We start from the raw sequence: 21,619 nt of genomic DNA on the forward strand, positions 1-21,619 counted from the left end.
CATTGGTCAGGCAATGGCAGGCTGCAGGATATCGGGCAAGGCTCGGCCCCAGAGCATGTCGTCCTGGAGGCGAGCAGTCCATCAGTTGTAGGTGTCGGACGGTCGTCGCCGTCCTCAATGACGGCCGTGTCCTGGTGCCCTTCAGCTCCTACGCCGGCACGAACAGTGGGATCCCCATCGAGTCGCTCACTACACCGGAGCTCCGTGCCGCAGCCGACCAACTGTTTGGGTTCGCCGGAACCGAGAAGCAGGCGCGTACCGTTCCAGGTTGGCTGACACCGGCACGCGTGGACCTACTCCTGACCATTTGTCTCCAGGTCGCGGACGCCTACGAGGCTGCGCTCGCCGAGGCGGCTTCCAGGTGACCGACGCTTTGCACGGAGAGCACCGGTGCGGACTTCGACAATTGCGCACAGCGACGGTCCGGTAGCAGCAGGCCCGACCGAAGAGACCCAGACAATGTGACCAGCCACGCCGAGCTGCTGCGAGCATCGCGGCCTGAACTTCGATGACGGCGCGCAGGGCGCCTGCACGCCCAATGACGCCCGAGCATCCGCCCTGGTTGCTGAACTCGACCTGCGCGCACGGGCCCGTAGTGACCGGTCACTGGCGCTACGGCCCGAGTATCGATGTAGAGATCTCAGTTCCACCGCCAGGGTGGATTTGGACTCCCATCCGCCGGAAATGAGGTACCCGCCGATGGCACGCTTACATCTGCAGGAATGGCTGCGTACTGCTGCCGTCGTCTAGACGGCGAGGCTTACCCGTCCAAGCGGGCTCGTGAATCGATGCCCTGAGACGCTGGTAGTGAGCGGATTGAGCGAAGGCGTTGGCTGGTGGTTTGTCGCCGAGAAGTGTTCGGCTCCTGATGCTGTAGCGCTCGCGGTAGGCGGCAACCTCGATAAGCAGTTCTCGGGCGATGGGTCGGTACCAGGGCGGCCTTTTAGCCGCCGCGTTGTCGGCCAGCCAGGTTGCGCGTTGGGCTATCTGGGCCTCGAGTTCGCGGAGCGGGGCGATGAGGGTGGGGTCGGAGACGCGATCGGCTGGGGTGACGAGTCCGGCGATGAGTGGTGGGTGATGGCTCGTGCGGCGGATCGCTCTGGCGGTCAGCCGCCCGACTCTGGTGTGCAGGACCGCGGCGACGTCGGTGGCGTTATTGAGCGATGACTGTTGGACGGTCCGGCGTAGTACCTGGGCGACGTCTAGGCCGGCGGTTTCTGCGCGGCGTAGGGCGGAGATGAGGGGGCCGTATGCCGGTGAGGCTTCGAGCGCGGCCAGGTCGGCGCGGTCCAGGCCGCTGGTGGAGATGGCGGGGGAGAAGCGGTTGCGGGCGTCCAGTTGGCAGAGGTGTTCGTGGATGGGGATCAGGCGGTCGAGGCGGGTGGCGTTGTCGAATTCTTGGCGCATGACTTCGTGGGCGGAGAATTCGACGCCTGGGTTTTCGAGGATGGCTTCGAGGACGTCTTGCATGGTCTGTTCGGGGTGTGGTTCGTGGAGGTCGGTGGTTGATTGGTGGGTTGCCACGTAGGCGTGGTTGCTGTGGCGGCCTCGGGTCATGCCGACGTAGAGGAGGGCTCGAGTGAATTGGTCGGTGACGAGTAGGTGGGCGGTGTCGACGGTGGATCCTTGGGCTCGGTGGGCGGTTGTTGCGTAGGCTAGTTCGACGGATTCTTGGACATAGGTGGTCGGGAGGGTGACCTGGTTCTGGTGTGCGTTTTCGACCGTGAGTGAGCCGTCCTCCCAGCGATGAACGACGGTCCACTCGTCGCCGTTTTGGACGAAGTGACGGTGTCCGTAGCGCAGGCGGCGGTTGTTGAGGCGGGTGACGATGCGGTCGCCGACTCCGACGTGGTTGGTGTTGTGGAGGACGACTCCGTCCGGCTCGACCTCGCCGGCGATGATCCGGTCGAGTCGGGCTCGGGCGTTGAGCCTGGCGACCCTGGCGTTGTCTGCGGCGACTAGCAGGCTGGATTTGCCAGCTGCGATGTCAGCCCGCCAGGCGTGGTACGCCGCGTCTTCCATGTCGTCGGTCGAACCCGCGTCGAGGCGGTTCTGTTCGTCGTATCGATCGATGACCTCGAGCGCACCTGCGCGTAGTTCGAGACTGGCTTCGCGCTCCCAGGTGTTGCTGAATCGCCAGACGTCGCTGAGTTCGGCGGCCTCGGTGTCGCGTGCAACAAGCCGGAATGCTCCACCGGTGTCGGCTGCACTGAGTTGTGCGTCGTCGCCGACGAGCAGGAGTTTCCCGCCGGCCGTGTCCGCCTGTCGAGCAAGGGTGGCGAGTTCCATCGTGCCGGCCATCGATGCCTCGTCGACGATGACCAGTTGGCCGGATCGAAACTTCCAGCGATCCTCTTCGGCGCGCAGGGCGGCAAGAAGTTCTGCTAGCTGGTGTTCTCGGCGTCGACGTCCAGCTTGGCGAGCTTCTTGTACTGCGTTCTCTGTCTGCCGGATGCGGTCGCGGCGTTCCTCGGCTCCGAGTCCGGCCGATTCGTAAATCCACTTGGCGATGTTCTCGGCCGGCGACCCGATCGCGTCGGATAGCACTGCCGACGCGGCCGAAGACGGCGCCAATGCGATGACCGAGGTCTCGCCATGTGCGGATTCCCAGCCACTCGCCATCGCTGAAAGGAGGCTGGTCTTGCCTGTGCCCGCGGGGCCGACCAGCGCCTCGACCTTCTGACCGCTGGTAGCGATCCGGTGAAGCGCCGCTATCTTGTCCGAGCTCAGGCCGTGACACGATGGTGCGGGGATCTTGGGACCGGTGACGTCGCGGGCGAGGTCCAGCATGAGGGCTTCTGCGCCGAGGATCACCGGTGATGTGAAGATCTGGCCGTTGTGCATCGTGAACACGCTCGCGCCGTCAGCTCTCGTCACTGGCACCGTGACGATCTCCGGTGCAGTTAGGCTGATCGACTGCTGCTCAGCGCTCATCGCGATCGACTCCAGTACTGCGAATCGCTCGGCAGACGACACCATGCGGATGAGGCGGGTCTGCCGTGCTGCTTCTGCCAGCAGGTTCCAGCGAGTCCAGGTGGACCGTTTGGTTTGCAACGTGATAACCGTTGCGGCTGCGTATGCCTCGATCGTCTGTGGGCTGAGATCTGCCGCAGACATCGGTCGATCACTCGCTTGGTCGAGTGACTGCTGAATGGTCTCGAGCACCTCTCGGCCAATCTTCGTGACAGCTCTACGGCGCCACTCGTGCATGAGTGATTCGAGCGGTTGTGCGAGGTGCTTGGGCGGGCGATTCATCAGGGTCGCGCGTTGCCGTAGTACGTACATCCCTTTCCTGCCAGGTGGTGCGAGGCCATCTCCGCGCTCGGCGAGAAGAGCCGCGAGATTGGACTCGATCTGCTCGGTTCTGGCTGAGAACTCCTCGATTAACTCATCCGGAATAGTGGTCATCTCGAAGGCGGGGTTCCTGCGCCTACCGCGTGGCCTCAGTTCCCAGTTCACGCCCAGCCGTGTGCTCAGCTTGTCGGCTAGAAGGACGTTGTGTATCTCGGACATGGTGACGATCGATTGGAAAAGTACTCGGCCGTCGATGGCTCGCCAGTGCAGGTCTGGCCCTTGTACGCGGTTTGCGACGACGACGTGGGTGTGCAGCTGTGGATCACCCGATCGCGTGTCCCAGTGATCGAATGCTGCGCCGATGATCCCTCGGGTGTCGATCTGTGATATGCCCTCATCTGCGGTGCGGGTCCGGATTGCGTGCTGCTCAATCAGCCTAAGTACGTCAGCAACCGCGTCGTGATGGGCGGCGACGATCTGCTCCTGGGTACCTACATCAGTTGTCGCCCAGAGCGCCGAAACTGACTTGACGGGTGAGAAGGTGAGGTCGAATCCAGCGACTGCCTGCTGGCTCTTCTGCCGCATGACTGAAGCTCGGATGTCTTCGATGGCTGCGCGTTGCTCGATGTCCCCCAAGCCTGAATCCAGCGCGTCAATCTGAGCTTGAATCTGCGCAGAGGGGCTCTTGAAAACCCGGTGAGGACGACCGAGTGTCTGTCCTGTGATCGGGTCCTTGGCTCGACCGAACAAGGCGGCCATCTGGCTCTCGGTCACGCGCGATCCGGAGCGTATCTCACCGTTCCCCAAGCAGGCCAAGCCGTTGCCGGTCCAGCGGCCAGGTGGGTATCCCGCGTCGGCGTAGTACGCCGTCAGCGGCGTGGACAGGTGGCGGTCGATGTCGCCCGATGCGACATGGCGGAGCAGGTACTTGTATCCCTCCCCCGCCGTCAGCCGGTGGATGGTCAGCATGAGTCTGGCCGCAAACCAGCGCGCTGGAGAGAAGCGTTAGTGCGCTCGAGTTCTGCCACTTGGTGCTTGAGGCGCTCGATCTCAGCGAGCAATTCCGCAGTACGGCCGGTCGGCTTCTGACGACTGCGCCAGTTGCGGAGCCTGCATGAATCCGAACAGAACCTCCGGTCGGATCTGCCTGAAAGGAAGACCGCGGCGCAGTACTCGCAGGCGCGATGCAGTGGCCCGGGATCGTTGCTGTATCGGCTGTCGAGGTTGTCCATAATTGGATCAACGGTGAGCGGGAGAAGAGCTCGATAAAGCCATTTCAGCGACTGAATACTGGTGGTGGGTCCTGTTCGACTGTCGCCAGAGCTCATGTGGGTTCAACGGTTGGTGTGGGGCGGGTTTGCGGTCGTCAGGGTTGGCTGGTGGTTGTTGTGGTGCTGGAGGTCCGGTTGGCGGCGTAGGTCTTGTAGGTGGTGCCGGCTTCGGCGGCGATCCTTGTTGCGCGTTGGTTGTTGTAGTTGAGCATTGTTGCCACGACGGGGGCTGGTGCTTGGAGCAGCAGTTCGCGGATTGCTCTGGTTCTGGCGTTGAGGTCGGGATGTCGAGTTTCTGCAGGCGGAGTCGGATGCTGGTGGGGTGGATGGGTTGGCCTGCGCGTCGGCCGGGGAACAGTAGTTGGCTGTCGGGGTTGGTGGCGGTAGCGAGGTTGGGGCGGCCGCTCACGTAGGTGGTGATGATGTCGGCGAAGGGTTCGGGGACGGGGATGGGTGGGTCGCCGAGGCGGATCAGTAAGTGGTTGCCGTCGTGGGTGATGTCGGCCAGGGTGAGGCGGACGATCCGGGTGAGTGGTTGGGCGTAGAGCAGGATGGGCAGCGCGATCACTCGGTCGATCGGTGCGATGGTGTGGTCGGTGTGGATGCGTCGGATGAGGTCTGTGCGTTGGCGGTTGCTGATCGGTGGGGAGTGGCCGGTGACGGTGACGGTGGCGGGCAGCGCGAGGCGTGGGATGTGGTGGTGGTCGATGGCCCAGCGCAGAAAGGCCCTGGCGCCTTGTCCGGCGCTGCGCGGCGCGGCGGCGAACCAGCGATCTAGGTCTGCTTGGGTGCACTGTTCCGGGTCGCGTCCGCGAGTGGATAGGTCGGTGAGGAACGCGGCTGCTTGGCGGAGGTGGGATCGGGCGTTCTGGTTGCGGCAGTGCCCGATCGGACCTGTTTGTGCGACGGTTCTGAGGCGTCGGAGCAGGTGCCAGGTGCCGAAGCGGTGCAGTAGCTTGCGGTGCTCGGGATCGTGGATGTCGTTGAGCCATGTCGGTAGCCATTGCTCGAACAGGAACAGGAAACGGTCGATCGGCGGCAGGGTTCCGCAGGCGACGAGGAGGTCGCGGACGTAGGCGATCGAGCGCCAGGGCGTGAGGGTGCTGAGCCCGTCGTGGGTGAGCAGAACATTGCCGTGGGCGAGAGCTTGCAGGATCGGTGTGGGACGTGGGGTCTGGACAGCCAGAGGATCCCGGAGCGTGGTCTGGGCATGGCGCAGATCGACTCGAACAGTGGTGTGAGTTCGGGGCGGATGGTGCCGGTGCCGTTGTCGAGGATGGTGGTGAGCCGGTCGGTGAGGACGCAGCGGCCGCAGATGCCGGCGTAGTGGCGCCAGCCTTCTTGTCCGCACCGGGTGCAGATGTAGTCACCGAGGCCGCCGGCGCAGTCGGTGCACAATCCTTGGCCGATGGCGCTGAGGCCGGGGAGCATCCGGTCGACGCCGCAGCCGGTGCAGTGGCCGTAGGTTTCGCAGGCCCGCGCGAAGCATCCCGAGCAGATCGGTCCCTCCGGCCAGTGCTTGTTGGCGACCACTGTCCGGCCGGTTGGGAGACCTTCGCCCGGCTGTGAAGGGCCTGTGGATCGTAAGGGCCGGTGACAGCGGGCGCATATTGTTCGGGTCTGTCCGCGATCGGGTGTGCCAGTCACCGCTGGTCGGTGATGCGGGCGCGTTTGGGTCGTAGCCCGGCAGCAGCTGCCCTGGCCGGAGGGTTGCCGCCGGCTGTTTTGCGGACGCCGATGTTGACTGCGTCGGTGGTGATCAGCTCGCTGGGTTCGATGGCGAAGATGTCGCAGAGCGCTGCGAGCACGGCCATTGACAGGCGTTCGGGTGTGCCGGTGACGAGTCGGTGGACTTGCGAGGCGGACAGGTCGATGCCGCGTTCGTGAAGCAGGGGGACGAGTTCGGTGGTGGCGTAGATCTGGTGTTCGGCCATCACTTCCCGCAGCCGCCACTGGTAGCTGACGGCGCGTTTCTGGCCTTTCATCGGGTGCCTCCTGTTGGTGGGTTCAAGGCCTCGGACACGATGGTGTCTAGGGCTTTGCGGAGTGTGCGGGTGCGGTAGTCCGAGGACACGCAGGTGTAGATCGAGGTGGTCGAGGCGTGGTCGTGGCCGACCTGTTCTTGCACGAACCGCGGATCCCAGCCGTCCTCGATCAGGTGCGTCACATAGGAGCGGCGCAGCGAATGGAAGTCCAGGCCAGGTTCCATTCCGAGTGCGTCGCGGTAGGCCGCGAGCCGCTTGTTCAGTTGCTGCACCCCGACCCGCGGTCCGCGCTCTGACGGCCAGGCGGCTGAGTTGTTCGGTGTCCCGAAGCAGGGACGGATCTCGGTGAACCACTGCTCGAGGACCTCGCTGGTCCAGGCCCAGACCGCCAGGACGGAGCGTCGTTTGGGTGGTGATCCGCGTTGTGCTTTGCCGTGCCGGACGTAGCAGACGCCGTACTCGCCGAACTCGGGCCCGTCGGGGTTGCGGCCGAAATCGGCGGCATCAAGCATCCGGGTTTCGTTGCGGCGGGTCCCGTAGCCGTAGGCGATCTTGAAGATCGTCGCGTCGCGAAACGCCGACAGCCAACCCTTGCGACCGAGGGCACGTTTGCGCGCGACCTCGTCGTCGGCATGGTCGAACAGCGCCTGCAACTCGGCCCGGGTGAACGCCCGCCGCGCCGGCGCGGCCTCGCAATCAGCCACATGCGCGGCCGCGTTGACCTCGTGAATGACCTGGATCGGATGCGTCCCGAACCGGTGTTCGCACTCGCTCGCCCAGCCATAGGCCGGGTCGATCAGATAGCTGCAGAAGCCGCGGATCGCAACCTGGTAACTGCGTATGGTCGACCGCGACACGTGCCGCACGGCGCGCAGATCACCGAACCAGTCATCGGCCAGATGCGACGACCACGCCCACGGGAAAGCATCCGCGTGACGGGTAAACGCCCGCAGGTGATGCTCGCGATTCTGCACCGTCGGGAACGCCAAATTCCTGGCCAACTGCTGATTCGCAAACCCCTCCAGCATCGCCTCGAACACCTGCTCCTCCGGGTGCAACAGCGACACCCCATCGACCAAAACCGGGCCGGCCGCGCCCGGAACCTGACCGCGATCCTGCACCGGAAACCACTCTCCACTCGCCCGCATCAGATGCGGGATCATCGCATCAGACGCGAGGCGCTGGGAAGAGCGCAGGTCAGCCAACTCTCCAGATACCCGAGCAGCAAGATCTCCGCTAACGTCACTTCCGGATCGCGACAACCGGCCTCCCGCTGACAAGCGGTAGAGCGCAAAACCCGGCACATCCCACACCGTCGCCAGATCGCATCCAGCCGTTTCGGCGCTAGAAACGCCTTGATTGCAAGAAGTGTGACGGTGTTTGGCCTGTCGGTTGTCCCGAACTTTCGGGTGCACGTCCGTTGAGTGGCCGTGAGCAACCGAAGGGATGTGTGATGAACGACCTCATTGACGCCGATGACGCCCGCCGACGGGTGACCGAGCTGGCCACCCAAGCCGAGGCGATAGTCGAGGCGGCGGAACTGACCGCCACGGATGGCAGATGGGCGATGACGGCGTTCAGCCGGTACCGAGTCTGTGAACTCCTCCAGATCGTCCCGTACCTCCGCTACGACGGCGATCTCAGCGCCGATCCAGCCGCCCTGTACGACGAAGCCGCCGAGGCGCTGAGCGACCTGGACGTGCCGATCGAGGACGTCAGTTGGCGGCTCGCACTCGGTGACGCACTCAGGTCGGCCGCGGCAGACGTCCGGAGTGTCCAGGATGCGCGCGACATATGAGGACCTCCTCCGTGCCGCGAGACGCGCAGCGGTGGAGGTTCATCGGAGCCGGCAGCCGGACAGAGATGCCCTCATTGCTGGATGGCGTGGGGTGCTGAGGGCAACGAGCAACCACCTTGGCTGGTTGCGTGATGAGTTCAACCTCGACGACGAGCCACCCACGCCAGACGTCGACGCAGACGGCGCATTGTCGCGACTCGCCGTGGTACTCGGAACTGGTGCCGATCTACTGGCGGCGCAGGACTCCTACAACGCGACCGCTCTAGACGACCAAGCCGGCCTTGTTGCCGCGCGTGCGGAGGTAGCCGCGATCGCGCTGATCGCGGGGCGGGCCGTGTTGCGTGATCTGGGGGTTCCGAAGCGGACCGAGGACTACCGGCGGGTGGCCAGAAGGATGGCTCAGCTGGAGCGAGTCGTCGCGGCGGGTCGTAACAGCCCGGGTCTTGGCGCTATCCGGAACCTCACAACCACTCGTCCGCGGCATGGGACGGACAGGTGGTCGGAGGTCGCCTGGTTAGCCGTGCGATGGGAACGAGCACACCAGGACATCGCACCAGCGACCCTGCTGACCCGTGACCTGCGATCCGTCACCTCTCAACTTCGTACCGTCTCTGGATATGCCTGGCACCTTGCGGAGTGCGTCGAGTCCGTCGCCGGAGATTTCGAGTCGCAGGTCCCATTCGTGCTCGGTCGACTGAAGAAGGCTTTACGTGCGTTCGATGCCGGGGCCGCTCGAGTATCACGCTCATGGCAGCGACGGCTGTCGGACGTCGGCGGTCAGAGCGGTACTCCGGGCGAAGTCGCGTTCCTCGATCTGAAGGCTGCATTCGAGGCACTTCTTCGTCCCAGTGGCGATCTGCTGGTTCCGCAGGATCTCGTGCCGGACGGCCGACGAGCCCTCGAGGCCCTGGATACTCTCGACGAGTTGGTCGACGCCGCCGCACGGGTCGCGAGATTCCAGCAGTTCGCGATGAACGACCTGATCTACAGCGGCACCTTCTTTGTTCCCCGCCGTGATGTGGCCAGCATCTTGCCTCTCTCGCTTCGCCTCGTGGTGCGCCCCGGCATAGGCAGGCGCTGGATGCGCTCAGAGCTGCCCATGCACTTCACCGAGCTGACCAACACGCTTGCTCAGAGCGCCGACCAACTCGCGATGGCGGCCGGCGTGGCACGTGAACTGTCCGGCACGGCTCATCACCGGCGACCACTGGGCGACACTCACGCGCGTGCAGCACCGCCGCAGCTGTCGAAGTCTACTCGGTTCGTTGCCCAGAGCCCCAGATTCTCAGATCAAGGACAAGAACCCGCGGGTCCTGACCGTTGAGTTATTAGGCCAACCATTAGGAGGTTCTCTCATGGGCAGGATGAATGTGAGTGCCGAGGTCTTGCACACTGTGCTCACACAGGAGGTCCGCAAGGCGAACTCTGGAGCCGAGTGGGCTCGCTGGCTTGATACGGCAGCACAGTTCCCGACGTACGGCTTCGGCAACGCCGTTCTGATCAATCTCCAGATGCCTCAGGCGAACTTCATCGCCGCGGCGCCCGGGTGGGAAAGGCTGGGGCGCCGAGTAGTGAAGAGTGGGGCGATCAAGATCCTCGCACCGGTCAGATCGCGCGTCCTCTTCGAGGATAAGGACGGGGAACTGACGATGGATCCACAAGGCTCGATCCGGCAGGGGATCATCGGCTTCAAAGTGGCCAACGTCTGGGATGTGGCGCATACCGTCGGCCCCAGGACCGCGCTATCACCAACGCCGTTGCCACCAACAATCGACGGCCTCTGGGAGTCCCTGATTCGTGACGCGTATGCGAAGGGATACACCATTGACGTTGGGCCGAGGACAGCCGAGATTGACGGCTATACAGATCATCGCGCTCGGCAGATCATCATCTCGAATCAGCTCGACACATTGTCCGTCATTGGCCGCCTGGCGCACGAGGTTGGCCACCTGCGCATGCATTCGGCTGCACCAGGCGAGGCCAGAGCCTGTCGTGGCCTGGCCGAGATCGAGGCGGACTCTTTCGCGCACATCGCGCTGGCTCACTACGGACGCTCGACGCGAATGCCGTCTTTCGAAGAAGTCATGAGCCGAGCTGTCTCGGAGGAGCCACGCTCTCCTGAGTCGGTGATCAAGGCGGTCGGTACGCGCGCGGTGATCGCTGCAAGGCGGTTCCTGGAATCGACCGGCCACCAGGTAGCGCCCCCGCTGGGAATGGCCAGCAGAGGGATCTCCCAAGACACTGACCGGCTGGTGCGATACTCCGGTCCCGAGCTGTGAGTCGGCGATGGGAGCCAGCGAGAGGGTCGCCGCGCTACTGCGGGCACGTCAGCGCCAGACGAGGATAGAAGCGGCCACCGCGCGAGCGATCAAGGCACAGACCTCCTTGGCTCGCGCAATCCAGGCTAAGGAGACTGCGATCCGCCGGTGCGATGAACGTATCACCGCCGCAGAGGCTCGGTCGGCGGTCGAGATAGCGGAGCTGGCGCAGGTCTGCGGTTCCGCCGACGCTGCGGCGGAGATTCTCGGCTGGAGCGTTCGCCAGGTCCGCCGAACCATCAAGTCAGAGCGTGAGCGTCGCGCCGGCAGAGGCTCCGATGCCGTCGGCGACTGAACCGGAACCGCTCTGGGATGCCGCCGAAGTAGCGGCGTACCTGAAGGTGCCAAAGGCAACCTTGTACCGCTGGCGGACCAAGAAGGTCGGTCCGCCCGCGCGGAGGGTCGGCCGCTACCTTCGCTACAACCCGAGCGAAGTCGCCGACTGGTTCAACAATCTCCAAAGCCACCTCACCGACGACGACCCACCATGACGCCCATCATGAGTCGAGGCCGTCGGCAACGCCTGGGAAAGGCAGATGATGCCGCCTGGAGATCTCGAGACCCGCTGCCCCAGCGGCCATCAGCGGCCGGCGTCGTCGTGGGTCACGGTCAGTTGGTGCTCGGCCGGGCGCACTCGCACGCCGCCTGAATGCATCCGGCAAGTACCACCGGACTCCGCGCCGAACTGACCATCGCTCGAGCCACACGAGCCTGGCTGCGGTCCTCCAGCGCTCGCTGACCCTGGCTGGTGAGGCCACCGTGGTGAATGGTGTGTAGCCGGCGCCTTGCTCGTCGGCGTGACCGCTGAGCCGGGCGGCGTCTCCGTCCGGCCGGCTCTGCCTTCCACCGGTGGGCTCCATCCTGTCCTCCTGTTCAGCGTGCCTACTACCTAAGCCGACATCTCTTATCAGTTCCGCCGCCATGCCTTGCTTCAGGCCGTGGTCCTCGGTATCGGTCAGTGTCCATAGTCAGACCTTTCGGCCCAGGGCTCCGACAGAGGACTTCTCGACCCAGTTCCGCTTGTGGCCGTCTGTTTTCATTGGCCAGTCGTCGCACTGCACGAGACCGGGATCGACGAGGACTTGGTCGGGGAACAAAGCCTTGATCTCATTGCGCGTCCGGAACCTTCCCGCGCCGAACTCGCTGACGAGTTCGTCTTCTATGAGGCTGGCGGTTCGCCGTTTGGCCGCCGTTGACGGTTGCAGCCAGTGGGTTACAGCTGTGTAGGACCCGGGACAGAGCTGGTCAACGTGGGCCTTCATGATCGCGGCAGCATTAGCTGCAGTGCCGGGGGCGAGTGGAAGGGGCCCAGTGAGGAGTAGTGCGATCGGGCGTGACCAGTCGAGGTATTCGGCGGCGTCGGTGCGGACGTAGAGCTCCTTGACGTTGAATATATTCGCGGCGACCACATGCGTTCGGTGGTCAGGGTTCAGCAGTGCCTGTGCATGAGCCAGTTCGATAGGGTCACCGCTGACGTAGAGAACCCGTGCGTTCTTGTTCACCCTCTGCACAGTGTCGTGGGTGGGATTGGTCATGCGGGGGTTGCAGTCGATGAACTGGTCGATTTCCTGCATCGCTAGGTACTCGCACACGTGTTGGGAAAATGAGTGGCTCGTCGACGCCAGGTCGCCGATCTGAGGGCTGAGCCTGAGGAGCCGGGCAGCGACCTCTCGGTCAGCGGCGAAGTTGTCCTTCTCGCCGAGAAGCGCGTTCCAGACGCGCCAGATCCTCGCCTCGGCCAGGCAGAGATCCGGTATCGCGTCAGGCACGATCGCCGCCGGACTGCTCCGGGTCATCGTGCCGCTCCCACGCGGTCCCGGCAGCCTCGGCGCTCGCTGGTTCTACGAGCCGGCGGATCAGCTGCAGGGTCTCGCCGTCCGGGAGCCCTCGTCCGAGTACAGCGTTGATCTGTTGCGCGAGCTGCGCGTCGGTTCCGGGTATGTCGCTCGTCAAGATCGGATCTCCTATATCCGGTCCGGCCCGGGCAGCGGTTACGCCGCTGTTTGGGGCCGCCGATTTGATGAATCCTGCGCGGCGAGCCCACGTAGTCGATGGCGACATGGGCTCGGCGGCAGGTGGAACGGCAGGTGGGCGTCGATGATGGTCCTAGCGCCCACCTGCCGGTCTGGTGGAGTCCCTGACTCTCAGGGGAGGGGCCTCAGCCAGGGGTGCTGAGCAAGCCAGGGACTCCGGTCATAGAGGCGGGACCGAGACCGGGCGGTGAGCCGCCGGGTGCCGGATGAGGAAGTCCGGGTCGATCCCGCCTCGATCATGGTGTTTGCGCTAGGAGGACTCAGGCGTTGGCTCCTAAAGGAGTTGGCGCATTTCGACGGCACGCCAGCGGCTCTAGGTGGGCCGATCAGGTTGCGGAACGTTCGGCGCATCGCGACTCCTTGGCGCGTCGCAGCGTCCGGCACGGAGATGTGGTCGGCCATCAGATGCTCCAAGCCGGTCGCACGGAGCGGACCCTCGGTAAGGGCACCGCGCTCGTGGCCATAGCTGCCGATCCTTCGCTCTCAAACAACTCGGCGCCTACCGCCGAGAGTGGTCCAAGCCTGCCTGCGGGGACCGGACAGCGGGACCGTATCGACGGACATTTAGGGACATTTCGTGCTAACGTTCATAGTGGACATTTACCGACATCTACTCGCTGGTAAGGGTGCGGCATTGTGAACGAAGTCCTGCGGCGCGCGATGTTCGACGCGCAACTGACGGAGGTGGACCTGTCAGCGCGCCTTGCTGTGGATCCGAAGACCGTGCGGAACTGGCTGAAGGGTCAGATGCCGCATCCGCAGACCCGCGCGGCGATTACCCGTCTCCTCGGGATCGAGGAGACGGCTCTCTGGCCCAGCCTCTGCACGCTCGGTGCAGGCAGAGAGCGGCCCTCCGAATTGGCCGCTGTCTACCCACGGAGGATGGCAATCAGTCAGCAGAGTTGGCTGGCGCTCTTCTCCGCGGCGCAGTCCGAGATCGGCGTCCTTGCCTATAGCGCGCTGTTCCTCGCCGAGGATGCGAGGCTCGTCGGCCTTCTGGGCCAGAAGGCCGCCCAAGGCGTGAGAGTACGAATCGCTTTGGGTGATCCGGAGGGCCGGAACGTCGATCGTCGAGGCGTCGAAGAGGAGATTGGCGAGGCGATGAGCATGAAGATCCGCAATGCGATCGCTTGGCTGAGCCTTCTCCTTCAGCAGGACGGCGTGGAGTTGCGACTGCATGACACCGTTTTGTACAACTCCATGTACAGGTCCGACGATCAACTGTTGGTGAACCAGCACGCCTTCGGCATCCCCGCGGCGCAGTCGCCGGTCTACCACTTCCGCGATGGGGTCGACAGCGAGATGTTCCGGTCCTACCTGACCAGCTTTGAGCGGATCTGGACTCTTGGAAGGGCGGCTGCGGTAGACGCCGGCTCCAGGTAATGTCGGCTGGGTGATCAGCTCGGCCGAGGCGCAACTGGTGGCTCGGGACTTGCTCGCTGAGGAACTGCCCAGGCGATGGGCACACACTCAGGGCGTTGCCGGGCGTGCGCGCGAGCTGACCCGTGTACTGGGCCCGGATGCTGAGTTGATCGAAGTGGCCGCCTGGCTCCACGACATCGGCTACTCCTCAACACTCGTGGTCTGTGGGTTCCATCCGCTTGACGGCGCGCGGTACCTTCGCGACGTCCTCGGCGTAGACGAGGTCGTCTACCGGCTGGTCGCCCAGCACACCTGCGCCGTCATCGAGGCGGCAGAGCGAGGTATCGGCAGCCTCATCGAGGAGTTCCCGCCTCCGGAAGACGAACTGCTCGAGGCGCTGACCTACTGCGACCTGACTGCTGATGTCGATGGTCGGCCGGTGGATGTCGAGGAGCGGCTGGGGGAGATCCTGCAGCGCTATCCGGCGGGCCACGTTGTTCATCGGTCAATCACTCGGGCAATGCCAAGCCTGCTAGAAGTTGCCCGGAACGTACGCCTACGACTGGCTGATAGCTGAGAGCAATTTCGGACACGTTGAGATGTCGACCAGATGTCCCGTGATGCCGTAACGATTTCTTCCCGAGTACTGCATTGTGGGCGCATGAGGACTACCGACCGACAACCCAACAAGGCATTGCGGGCTGCGCGCAGCGGGATGACGCAAGGCGCGTTGGCTGATCAGGTCAACGCGGAGATCTATCGGGCCACAGGCGAGGTGACTGTGATCACCGCCAAATCGATCTCCGACTGGGAACGCGGCTGGTACACCTGGCCTTCCGCTGACGTCCGCGCGGCACTCTGCCGGATTCTCGGGGCCTCTGACCCCGAAGAACTCGGCTTCTACAAGCGGCGCACCGTCCGCGGCTTGCCCGAGCTACATCCGGTTGTCCTTTCTGACTTGATCGAGAGCCGCGGCGTCATTCCAGCCGAGGCGAGCAGAGCCATCGAGTTGCAGGCCGGGCGGTCTTTCTCGGGCGCCGAACTGATGTTGCATCATTGCGTCGCTGAAGCGAGTGGACGCGGTTGGCTGATGATCGAACTCACAGACCAGCTTTCGGCGTCGCTGCGCCGTACTGATCGCTGGAACGCTATCGTCACATCCGATGCCGATGGCAAGTACTACGTGTCAGACGGTCGCCGGTTCGCGCCGCGGCGAGGCCGCCATGCCAATCGTCAGCCGGTGGCCTCGGCCCATGTCATCGATGAACTCACGACTGGCATCATCTGGGCTGTGGTCAATACAGACACTGCGTTGCTAGCTGACGATGCTCAGTTGGAAATCAGTCAGATGAGATTGGCTCACTATGTGGAGCAGCCGGTATCAGAGGCATCCATGAGTGAGGTGCCGGACCTGAACCCGGTAGCCGGCCAGTGGTTGGGCTCCACGTTCTGCTCGCGTCACATCAGCGCACATCTGGGAAGGCTGTCGGAAGCGCCGTTCTTCTGGACACGAGAGCAGTGCGGAGAGGAGGCCGCCAACTGGCTTCTGTGGAACCACAAACTCGAATACCTCCGATCCACCTCCAAGCGCTTCACCGGCATCCGACGCGCGTTCTGCGTGCCGGAGCAGGAGGTCGAGACGTCGCCCCGCTACGAGCGGGTCCTTCTGCTTCTCACGATGGCCCTGATGGAGGCGTTCGGGATAACTGTGGAGCTCACCGCCGACCCCGCGGCGGGCGAGGTTGGAGGCTTCGTCCTGGCCGATGGGGCGATCGAGGCCAACTGGCTTGGGGGTGATCGGATTTGGCGCGTGGATGCGCGTCCCCGGCCGGAGCGCCAGTCGACGTACCGGGACATCGCCAGACGTCTCGAAGTGGAGTCTGTGATCGCCTGCGAGAGATCTGCTGGACGACTGGAAGCGATGGCGGACTACCTCGGCATCTCCTGGTCCTGGTTCCGGCGAAGATGCGAGGAACTGGCCGCCGCTGGTATCGATGGGATCGCTCAACCGCGCAGCCGGCATCTGTCCACCAGAGGACTCGATACCGCGATCCGCTACATCGCCCACATCAACACGATTGAAGGAGTCTGTCTTGCACGCTGCTGAGCTCACCATGGGCCGCACCTTCGCCGTCCACTTCGATCACGGCGACGACTTCTACGCGGCTGTGGCCGAATTCTGCGCCGAACACGACGTACGGCAAGGCTTCATCCCGATGTTCATCGCCGGCCTGCGCGAGGTGCAACTCGTCGGGACCTGTGACAAGCTCGAGAACCCGGATGCGCCAGTCTGGAGCTCGGTCCACCTCGAGAACGCCGAGGCCTTTGGCGGCGGCACCTTGGCGTACGACGAAGCCACCGGCAACGTCCTCCCGCACATCCACGTCTCGGTCGGACTCAAGGCGCAGTCAGCCACCGCGCACACCAGCCACTTGCTCGGAGCGAAGATCCAGTTCCTAACCGAGATGTACGTCGTCGAGGTGAAATCGCCGAGCTTCAGCCGCGTCCCTCGCGCAGACCTGTACGACGTACCGCTGCTCTCCTTCGAGCAGTGAAAGCTCAGTCGATGTGCGGGGTGGCCGCCTTCTGAAGGTAGTGATCGATCCGGCGCCGCATCGACCGGTCCATCTGCAAGTCAGCGAGTTCTGAACGAGGGACCCAGCGGACGTCGGTGGACTCGGAGCTGGGGGTGGGTTGTCCGCCGGTGGCGCGGGCACGGAGGACGATCGAGAACTCTTGCCGGGCCTCGCCGTTGCTGGTGTACAAGATGATGTGCTTGGGGTCGGTGTAGATGCCCACCACGTCGATCACTTCGCAGTCGATGCCTGATTCTTCCTTGGTCTCGCGTACGGCGGCCTGCGAGGCAGACTCGCCCAGGTCGATTGCACCACCCGGAAATGCCCAGTTGCCGTTGTCGGAGCGGCGGATCATCAAGATCTCGCTGGCCTGGTTTTCGATGACCACGTTGACCGACGGCACCATGCTGTTCGCAGTGGGCGCTTCAGGGTCGTCGTAATAGTCGATCCGGCGGTTCATCAGTCCTCCTCGTTCAGCGGCTGAGCAACGTCCCACACACGATCGAAGCTGTCCCGGTAGAGCTGCGCGAGTTCGCCGCCCGGGACCTTGCGGAGCTGCCAAATCGGCGCGCGTGGTGCGGGTAGGCCGTAGATGTGGGTGTTGACGAGGAGTTGGTCGTCGATGATGTAGATCGAGTTGTAGAGCACCGTGCGGTGCAGGCGGAACTCGATGCCGTCGGTTTCGCGGAGTCGGCTGAAGAGCACCAGGGCATTGCGGATCTTGAACGCGATACTGTCGCCGATGCCCTCCTCGTCGCCGCGCTCGGCGATGTGCGGGTCGTCCGGATCGCCGAGCAACATCCGGATCCGGAGGCCGGCCTTGGCCTTCTTCAACAGGATCTGCTCGAGCCCTGTGTCTTCTGCGAAGAAGAGCCCGGCGTACACCAAGACGCCGATCTCTTTCGTGGCCGACTCGAACAGCCGCAGCCACTCGTCTCTCGGCATGTCGGAGCGGTGCGGGTAGACCCTGATGACTTCGCTCTCCGACAGCGCCGTGACCCGATCCCGCGGCACCGCGTCAGGCCAGAGGTACGACTCATCCCGGCCGAGCCTGATCGCCAGCCGATGCCGGTTGCGGGGGAATGGCACGAAGTCACCCACGACCCAGCGCTCGACCGTCTTCACGTTCACACCGAGCTCCTCGGCGAGCGCGAGATTAGTGAGCCCGTGCTCCACCATCGCCGCCCGCAGCCGTTCGTTCGCCACAGACCCTAACCTAAGACATTTGGGGACATTTCGAGGCGACCCGCGACACGCCGAGAGTCTCTGACCGCCCCACCTTCGCCAACACGCTACTAACTCGACGGCTGACAAGGCCGAACCAACGCCTCCACCTGTGGATAACTTCCCCGCGCGGTCAGGGCAACGCTTCCGTGGTGAAACTATGATCTTCGGGCCGGTCGATAGTTGCTCTGGTCAGCTCGTTTCACCGAGGCTGGGAGCAACATGCCGACGATCAACTGGGACTCCATCGTCACCTCCGGTGCGACGGCGGTCTTCGTCCGCTGGCGATCGAGTACTTCGTAGAGCCACGGATGGAAGCGCGCAAGGAGCGGTACTTCGGCATCCTCAAAGCACGCCAGGAGCTCCTGATAATGATCACCAAGCTGACCTGGCGCACAGCTGTACGGGAAGGACATGCCATCTATCCCGCGGACTGACCTCCAACGGGGGTGGAACACCAAACGTGACCGGCAGTACGAGTGCTGCAGAGCCAGTCCCGGGCACTGATGGACAACGTCGGCGACTTCGCCCCCGCCTATCCAATCTGTTCCGGGATATCTTGATCGCCTACGTCACGACCGTCCACGGCATCATGCTGTCGATTCGCCTCGGCACCGAAAGGCGATACTGATCGCGGATCTCAGGATCCCGATCGCCACAGCCCTCGAAGTACCACCCAGTGGAAAATCTGCTCTCGTGAGGACGGTGCTCGCACAACAGACGGTGGACCGCATGCTCACCAAGATCGGAGACGACTTTGTGGTGCCCACGTCGACACCAGCGGAAGCTGCCAGTCGCCCAGACCCCACTGATCCCAGGTGGTTCCTGCTGCCGATGAACCTCTACCTGCTCGGGGCCACCACCGCCGTTCCACTGTCACGAGCCAAAGCAGGATGTAGGTCTACTGACGGTCGATGCGACGACGACGATCAGGGAGTCGGGACTGCACCGAGTTCAGTTGACTCGCGGGGTTTGGTGGTTCAGGCCGCGAGTGCGACGGGTTGGATTGTCTCAAACTCGATGGGCGTGAGTCTACCCAGGCCGCGTTGCCGGCGCCGTCGGTGGTGGCGTGTTTCGATCTAGGACACGATGGGCAGGCGTAGTTGGTGCCGGTTGGTCCCGCGTTGCCGGTCAAGGACGTTCTTCTGCAGCAGGGCGAAGAAGGATTCCATGGCGGCGTTGTCGCCGCAGGCGCCCACCCTGCCCATCGAGCCGCGTAACTGGTGGGCTTTGAGGACCTCACGAACTTCTTGGACCGGAACTGGCTACCCGGTCGGAATGAACGATCAGACCGGCAGCCCGCGTTCTCAACGCGAGCGCGTTCCGCAGCGCTGCTAAGGCCAGGGAGGCCTTCATGCGCGAGTCGATGGAGTAGCCGACGATTCGGTTGGAGTAGACGTCCTTGATCGCGCACAGATACAGCTTGCCCTCGGCGGTGGCGTTATCAGTAATGTCGGTCAGCCAGACGAGATTCGGCGCCGGCGCGGTGAACACCTTCTTGACCAGGTCGTCGTGCACGGGCGGACCGGCCTTGCGATTCAGGCGCTTCTTGGCGTGGACCGACCAGATCCGTTCCTGCGAACACAGCCTCGCGACCCGGTTCTCGCCCGCGGTGATGCCCTTGGCGGGGAGTTCGTCGGCGATGAACCGGTACCCGAACCCGGGGTTGTCGTCATGGATCTCGCGGGCGGCGTTGATCGGGTGCGCATCGTCGTAATCGCCTTGTGTGACAGGGCTTGCGCGCCACTTGTAGAAGGCTTGCTTGGTGAAGCCGAGCACCCGGCAGGTCACCGCGACGGCGATACCGTCAGCGGCCAGATCAAGGACCAGCGGGTAGCTCATTACGGGTTGATGTCCCGGGCGAAGTAGGCAGTGGCCCGGCGCAGGATCTCGTTCTCCTGCTCCAACTGCCGGTTGCGCTTCTTCAGTTCGCGCAGCTCGGCCGACTCCTGCTGGGTCGCACCTGGTCGGTTGCCGTCTTCGATGTCAGCCAGTTTCAGCCAACGAGTCAGACACCACTGGGAGATCCCGAAGTCCTTCGCGATCTGCGTGATCGGCGCCTCCCCTTTGCGGGCGACCGCGACCACGTCACAACGGAACTCCTCAGGAAAAGGTTTCGGCATGACAGACATCCTTCCAGCAAGGACCCAAGTCCTCACAGGTCAGGAGTCAACCGAACCGGGGGCAGTCCCGTCCCCGGCTATCTATGAGTCAACTGCTTGTCGTCATCCCAACTCGGTTAGGCGGATTCGTGAACGGTCTGGGATAGGTGTCGTGCCGCCAGTCAATTGCTGGAGCGTCTCCCACAGTTGATCGAAGCGTTCGGTGCCGAGATCCTGCTCCCACGTGTCCAGCACCTTGGCTATCGCGTGGCTGATTTGCTGCTCTAGCTTGCGACCGGCGGGAGTGAGTCGGACTAGTCGTGCCCTGGTGTCAGCGGGATCCGGCTCGCGCACCAGGTAGCCGTGCCTCTCCAGATGTGTGATCAGTTCATGCATGGATTGCTTTGTCATGCCGGCGTGCACCGCCAACTCAGCCGTGTGTGAGCCGTCGATTCCGCCGAATCGAAACAGCTGAACGTGGGCCGGACGGAGTTCAGGATGGAGCGGACCGACCTCGGCCAGGATCGCATTGAGTGCTTGGTCGAAGGCGAGCCGCAACAGGCCGAAGTACCTGGGTATCGGAGTTGACATGGCAGTCAGGTTACCTTACCCTCATGGTCAGGCAACCTGACTAGGGGAGAGATTTCAGATGACGGCTCGGCAGCAGCTAATGCAGTACCTGACGGGGAAGTGGGTGCCGCCGGTGCTCGCAGCGCTGGCTGAGCTCGGCGTCGCGGATCAGTTGGTGGACAAGTCGCTACCGGTGGGCGAGCTAGCTGAGCGCGTTGGTGCGCAGCCACGAGCGCTCTACCGACTCATGCGTGCAGCGTCGAGCATCGGCGTCTTCGAGGAGGATGAGGATGGTCGCTTCGGCTTGACCGAGACGGCGCATTTCCTTCGCGCTGATGTGTCCGGCTCATTGCGCTCGGCGGCGATAATGTTCGGGCTCGAGCCGTTCTGGTCGCCGTATGCGCAGGTCGCGCACACAGCGCGCACCGGTGAGCCGGCATTCGACCACGTCTTTGGGCAGAGCATCTATGAATACTTGCAAGAACATCCCGAGCATGCGCAGATTTTCGGGGCGGCGGCCGCGGGCTTCCATGGCCAAGCGATGGCGCCGATCATCGCGTCGTACGACTTCTCGAGCTTCGGGACAGTGGTCGATGTCGGAGGTGGCTCGGGAGAGCTGCTAGTCGAGCTCCTTCGGGCGTATCCCGCGGTGCGCGGTGTGCTGCTGGAGATGGAGTCTGTCCTGCCAAAGGCTCGTGAGACTTTCGAGGCAGCGGGTCTCCTGGACCGAGTCGAACTGGTCGCCGGTGACTTCTTCGTCGAGGTCCCGGCGGGGGATGCCTATTTGGTCAAGAGTTGCTTGCACAACTTCGGTGATGAACAGGCCGTGGAGATGCTCCGCTCGATCCGACGCGGCGGTGGGCCGGTCCTCGTAGTGGAGACGATGATCCCGGCCGGCAACGGCTCGCACTACTCGAAGTTCGACGACATCGAGATGATGGTGATTGCTGGCGGCAACGACAGGACCGAGGCCGAGTGGGCCACACTTGTCACCGCGGCAGGCTTCCAGTCTGGTGGCATCTTCCCATGCGACGACCGGTTTACATTGCTCGAGGCGTTCCCAAGGTAAGGGAGAGCCGAGTCCCC

The 21,619-nt window shown here is 63.8% G+C and carries 21 protein-coding genes and 1 pseudogene; 12 read left to right on the forward strand and 10 right to left on the reverse strand.

From position 1 onward, the window contains the following. Nucleotides 1-708: 708 nt before the first annotated feature. On the reverse strand, nt 709-4,263 hold the full coding sequence (mobF, locus tag ACQPYM_RS09720; protein ID WP_433018078.1) for a MobF family relaxase: 3,555 nt from the start codon (nt 4,261-4,263) through the stop codon (nt 709-711). 397 nt (nt 4,264-4,660) lie between these two features. Then, nucleotides 4,661-4,786 carry a hypothetical protein gene (locus tag ACQPYM_RS09725; RefSeq protein ID WP_433018081.1) on the reverse strand — a complete coding sequence of 42 codons (126 nt, stop codon included), beginning with the start codon at nt 4,784-4,786 and terminating at the stop codon, nt 4,661-4,663. A 257-nt stretch (nt 4,787-5,043) separates the two neighbouring features. Between ACQPYM_RS09725 and ACQPYM_RS09730 the strand changes: the two genes are divergently transcribed. After that, nucleotides 5,044-5,343 carry a hypothetical protein gene (locus ACQPYM_RS09730; protein WP_433018084.1) on the forward strand — a complete coding sequence of 100 codons (300 nt, stop codon included), beginning with the start codon at nt 5,044-5,046 and terminating at the stop codon, nt 5,341-5,343. A gap of 865 nt (nt 5,344-6,208) precedes the next feature. Here ACQPYM_RS09730 and ACQPYM_RS09735 read toward each other — a convergent pair. Both ACQPYM_RS09735 and ACQPYM_RS09740 read right to left on the reverse strand, forming a co-directional pair. Next, nucleotides 6,209-6,550 carry a helix-turn-helix domain-containing protein gene (locus tag ACQPYM_RS09735; protein ID WP_433018087.1) on the reverse strand — a complete coding sequence of 114 codons (342 nt, stop codon included), beginning with the start codon at nt 6,548-6,550 and terminating at the stop codon, nt 6,209-6,211. Further along, a complete protein-coding gene (locus tag ACQPYM_RS09740) occupies nt 6,547-7,965 on the reverse strand; it encodes a tyrosine-type recombinase/integrase (protein WP_433018090.1) in 1,419 nt (472 codons plus the stop codon). Before ACQPYM_RS09740 ends, ACQPYM_RS09735 begins: the two co-directional genes overlap by 4 nt. 38 nt (nt 7,966-8,003) lie before the next feature. Between ACQPYM_RS09740 and ACQPYM_RS09745 the strand changes: the two genes are divergently transcribed. The 5 genes from ACQPYM_RS09745 (at nt 8,004) to ACQPYM_RS09765 (ending at nt 11,157) form a co-directional block, all read left to right on the forward strand. Next, a complete protein-coding gene (locus tag ACQPYM_RS09745) occupies nt 8,004-8,348 on the forward strand; it encodes a hypothetical protein (RefSeq protein ID WP_433018093.1) in 345 nt (114 codons plus the stop codon). Nucleotides 8,349-8,472: 124 nt separating this feature from the next. Further along, nucleotides 8,473-9,672, forward strand: a complete 1,200-nt coding sequence (locus ACQPYM_RS09750) for a hypothetical protein (RefSeq protein ID WP_433018096.1) — start codon at nt 8,473-8,475, stop codon at nt 9,670-9,672. Between the two features lie 31 nt (nt 9,673-9,703). Continuing rightward, nucleotides 9,704-10,627, forward strand: a complete 924-nt coding sequence (locus ACQPYM_RS09755; protein ID WP_433018099.1) for an ImmA/IrrE family metallo-endopeptidase — start codon at nt 9,704-9,706, stop codon at nt 10,625-10,627. 7 nt (nt 10,628-10,634) lie between these two features. After that, nucleotides 10,635-10,961, forward strand: a complete 327-nt coding sequence (locus ACQPYM_RS09760; RefSeq protein WP_433018102.1) for a hypothetical protein — start codon at nt 10,635-10,637, stop codon at nt 10,959-10,961. After that, entirely contained in the window at nt 10,945-11,157 is a 213-nt protein-coding gene (locus tag ACQPYM_RS09765; protein WP_433018105.1) for a helix-turn-helix domain-containing protein, read from the forward strand. The genes ACQPYM_RS09760 and ACQPYM_RS09765 overlap by 17 nt, the downstream gene beginning before the upstream one ends. Before the next feature lie 477 nt (nt 11,158-11,634). Here the strand turns inward: ACQPYM_RS09765 and ACQPYM_RS09770 are convergent, their stop codons facing one another. Together ACQPYM_RS09770 and ACQPYM_RS09775 are read right to left on the reverse strand one after the other, a co-directional pair. Further along, nucleotides 11,635-12,462 (reverse strand): SAM-dependent methyltransferase, encoded by an 828-nt coding sequence (locus ACQPYM_RS09770; RefSeq protein ID WP_433018108.1) that lies wholly within the window; start codon nt 12,460-12,462, stop codon nt 11,635-11,637. Continuing rightward, nucleotides 12,428-12,619, reverse strand: coding sequence for a hypothetical protein (locus tag ACQPYM_RS09775; RefSeq protein WP_433018111.1), 192 nt, complete (start codon nt 12,617-12,619; stop codon nt 12,428-12,430). Before ACQPYM_RS09775 ends, ACQPYM_RS09770 begins: the two co-directional genes overlap by 35 nt. A gap of 716 nt (nt 12,620-13,335) precedes the next feature. Between ACQPYM_RS09775 and ACQPYM_RS09780 the strand changes: the two genes are divergently transcribed. The 4 genes from ACQPYM_RS09780 to ACQPYM_RS09795 all read left to right on the forward strand — a co-directional run bounded on the left by ACQPYM_RS09780 (nt 13,336) and on the right by ACQPYM_RS09795 (nt 16,616). Next, the gene (locus ACQPYM_RS09780; protein ID WP_433018114.1) at nt 13,336-14,082 is read left to right on the forward strand and encodes an XRE family transcriptional regulator; all 747 of its coding nucleotides are present in this window, start codon (nt 13,336-13,338) and stop codon (nt 14,080-14,082) included. A 10-nt stretch (nt 14,083-14,092) separates the two neighbouring features. Then, nucleotides 14,093-14,638, forward strand: coding sequence for an HD domain-containing protein (locus tag ACQPYM_RS09785; protein WP_433018117.1), 546 nt, complete (start codon nt 14,093-14,095; stop codon nt 14,636-14,638). A gap of 84 nt (nt 14,639-14,722) precedes the next feature. Next, nucleotides 14,723-16,168 (forward strand): helix-turn-helix transcriptional regulator, encoded by a 1,446-nt coding sequence (locus tag ACQPYM_RS09790; protein ID WP_433018120.1) that lies wholly within the window; start codon nt 14,723-14,725, stop codon nt 16,166-16,168. Continuing rightward, nucleotides 16,155-16,616 (forward strand): PPC domain-containing DNA-binding protein, encoded by a 462-nt coding sequence (locus tag ACQPYM_RS09795; RefSeq protein ID WP_433018123.1) that lies wholly within the window; start codon nt 16,155-16,157, stop codon nt 16,614-16,616. Before ACQPYM_RS09790 ends, ACQPYM_RS09795 begins: the two co-directional genes overlap by 14 nt. Before the next feature lie 4 nt (nt 16,617-16,620). Here the strand turns inward: ACQPYM_RS09795 and ACQPYM_RS09800 are convergent, their stop codons facing one another. Together ACQPYM_RS09800 and ACQPYM_RS09805 are read right to left on the reverse strand one after the other, a co-directional pair. Next, nucleotides 16,621-17,097, reverse strand: a complete 477-nt coding sequence (locus tag ACQPYM_RS09800) for an NUDIX hydrolase (protein ID WP_433018126.1) — start codon at nt 17,095-17,097, stop codon at nt 16,621-16,623. Beyond that, nucleotides 17,097-17,843, reverse strand: a complete 747-nt coding sequence (locus ACQPYM_RS09805; RefSeq protein ID WP_433018129.1) for a helix-turn-helix domain-containing protein — start codon at nt 17,841-17,843, stop codon at nt 17,097-17,099. The genes ACQPYM_RS09800 and ACQPYM_RS09805 overlap by 1 nt, the downstream gene beginning before the upstream one ends. A gap of 329 nt (nt 17,844-18,172) precedes the next feature. Between ACQPYM_RS09805 and ACQPYM_RS09810 the strand changes: the two genes are divergently transcribed. Beyond that, complete coding sequence (locus tag ACQPYM_RS09810) at nt 18,173-18,298, forward strand: hypothetical protein (protein ID WP_433018132.1); 126 nt, start codon at nt 18,173-18,175, stop codon at nt 18,296-18,298. Between the two features lie 543 nt (nt 18,299-18,841). Here ACQPYM_RS09810 and ACQPYM_RS09815 read toward each other — a convergent pair. After that, a pseudogene (locus ACQPYM_RS09815) lies at nt 18,842-19,984 on the reverse strand (IS3 family transposase). A 102-nt stretch (nt 19,985-20,086) separates the two neighbouring features. After that, nucleotides 20,087-20,554, reverse strand: a complete 468-nt coding sequence (locus ACQPYM_RS09820) for a MarR family winged helix-turn-helix transcriptional regulator (protein ID WP_433018135.1) — start codon at nt 20,552-20,554, stop codon at nt 20,087-20,089. A gap of 58 nt (nt 20,555-20,612) precedes the next feature. Between ACQPYM_RS09820 and ACQPYM_RS09825 the strand changes: the two genes are divergently transcribed. After that, nucleotides 20,613-21,602: a methyltransferase gene (locus ACQPYM_RS09825; RefSeq protein ID WP_433018138.1), complete on the forward strand. Its 990-nt coding sequence runs from the start codon at nt 20,613-20,615 to the stop codon at nt 21,600-21,602. Nucleotides 21,603-21,619: the final 17 nt, after the last annotated feature.

This window comes from Kribbella sp. CA-294648 (assembly GCF_050943845.1).
Classification (GTDB): domain Bacteria; phylum Actinomycetota; class Actinomycetes; order Propionibacteriales; family Kribbellaceae; genus Kribbella.

Bases quoted from the DNA above. Each gene is read 5' to 3' on its own strand.
- mobF (WP_433018078.1), bottom strand. From the start codon at position 4,263: ATGCTGACCATCCACCGGCTGACGGCGGGGGAGGGATACAAGTACCTG.
- ACQPYM_RS09735 (WP_433018087.1), bottom strand. From the start codon at position 6,550: ATGAAAGGCCAGAAACGCGCCGTCAGCTACCAGTGGCGGCTGCGGGAA.
- ACQPYM_RS09745 (WP_433018093.1), top strand. From the start codon at position 8,004: ATGAACGACCTCATTGACGCCGATGACGCCCGCCGACGGGTGACCGAG.
- ACQPYM_RS09755 (WP_433018099.1), top strand. From the start codon at position 9,704: ATGGGCAGGATGAATGTGAGTGCCGAGGTCTTGCACACTGTGCTCACA.
- ACQPYM_RS09760 (WP_433018102.1), top strand. From the start codon at position 10,635: ATGGGAGCCAGCGAGAGGGTCGCCGCGCTACTGCGGGCACGTCAGCGC.
- ACQPYM_RS09765 (WP_433018105.1), top strand. From the start codon at position 10,945: ATGCCGTCGGCGACTGAACCGGAACCGCTCTGGGATGCCGCCGAAGTA.
- ACQPYM_RS09770 (WP_433018108.1), bottom strand. From the start codon at position 12,462: ATGACCCGGAGCAGTCCGGCGGCGATCGTGCCTGACGCGATACCGGAT.
- ACQPYM_RS09790 (WP_433018120.1), top strand. From the start codon at position 14,723: ATGAGGACTACCGACCGACAACCCAACAAGGCATTGCGGGCTGCGCGC.
- ACQPYM_RS09800 (WP_433018126.1), bottom strand. From the start codon at position 17,097: ATGAACCGCCGGATCGACTATTACGACGACCCTGAAGCGCCCACTGCG.
- ACQPYM_RS09810 (WP_433018132.1), top strand. From the start codon at position 18,173: ATGGAAGCGCGCAAGGAGCGGTACTTCGGCATCCTCAAAGCACGCCAG.
- ACQPYM_RS09820 (WP_433018135.1), bottom strand. From the start codon at position 20,554: ATGTCAACTCCGATACCCAGGTACTTCGGCCTGTTGCGGCTCGCCTTC.
- ACQPYM_RS09825 (WP_433018138.1), top strand. From the start codon at position 20,613: ATGACGGCTCGGCAGCAGCTAATGCAGTACCTGACGGGGAAGTGGGTG.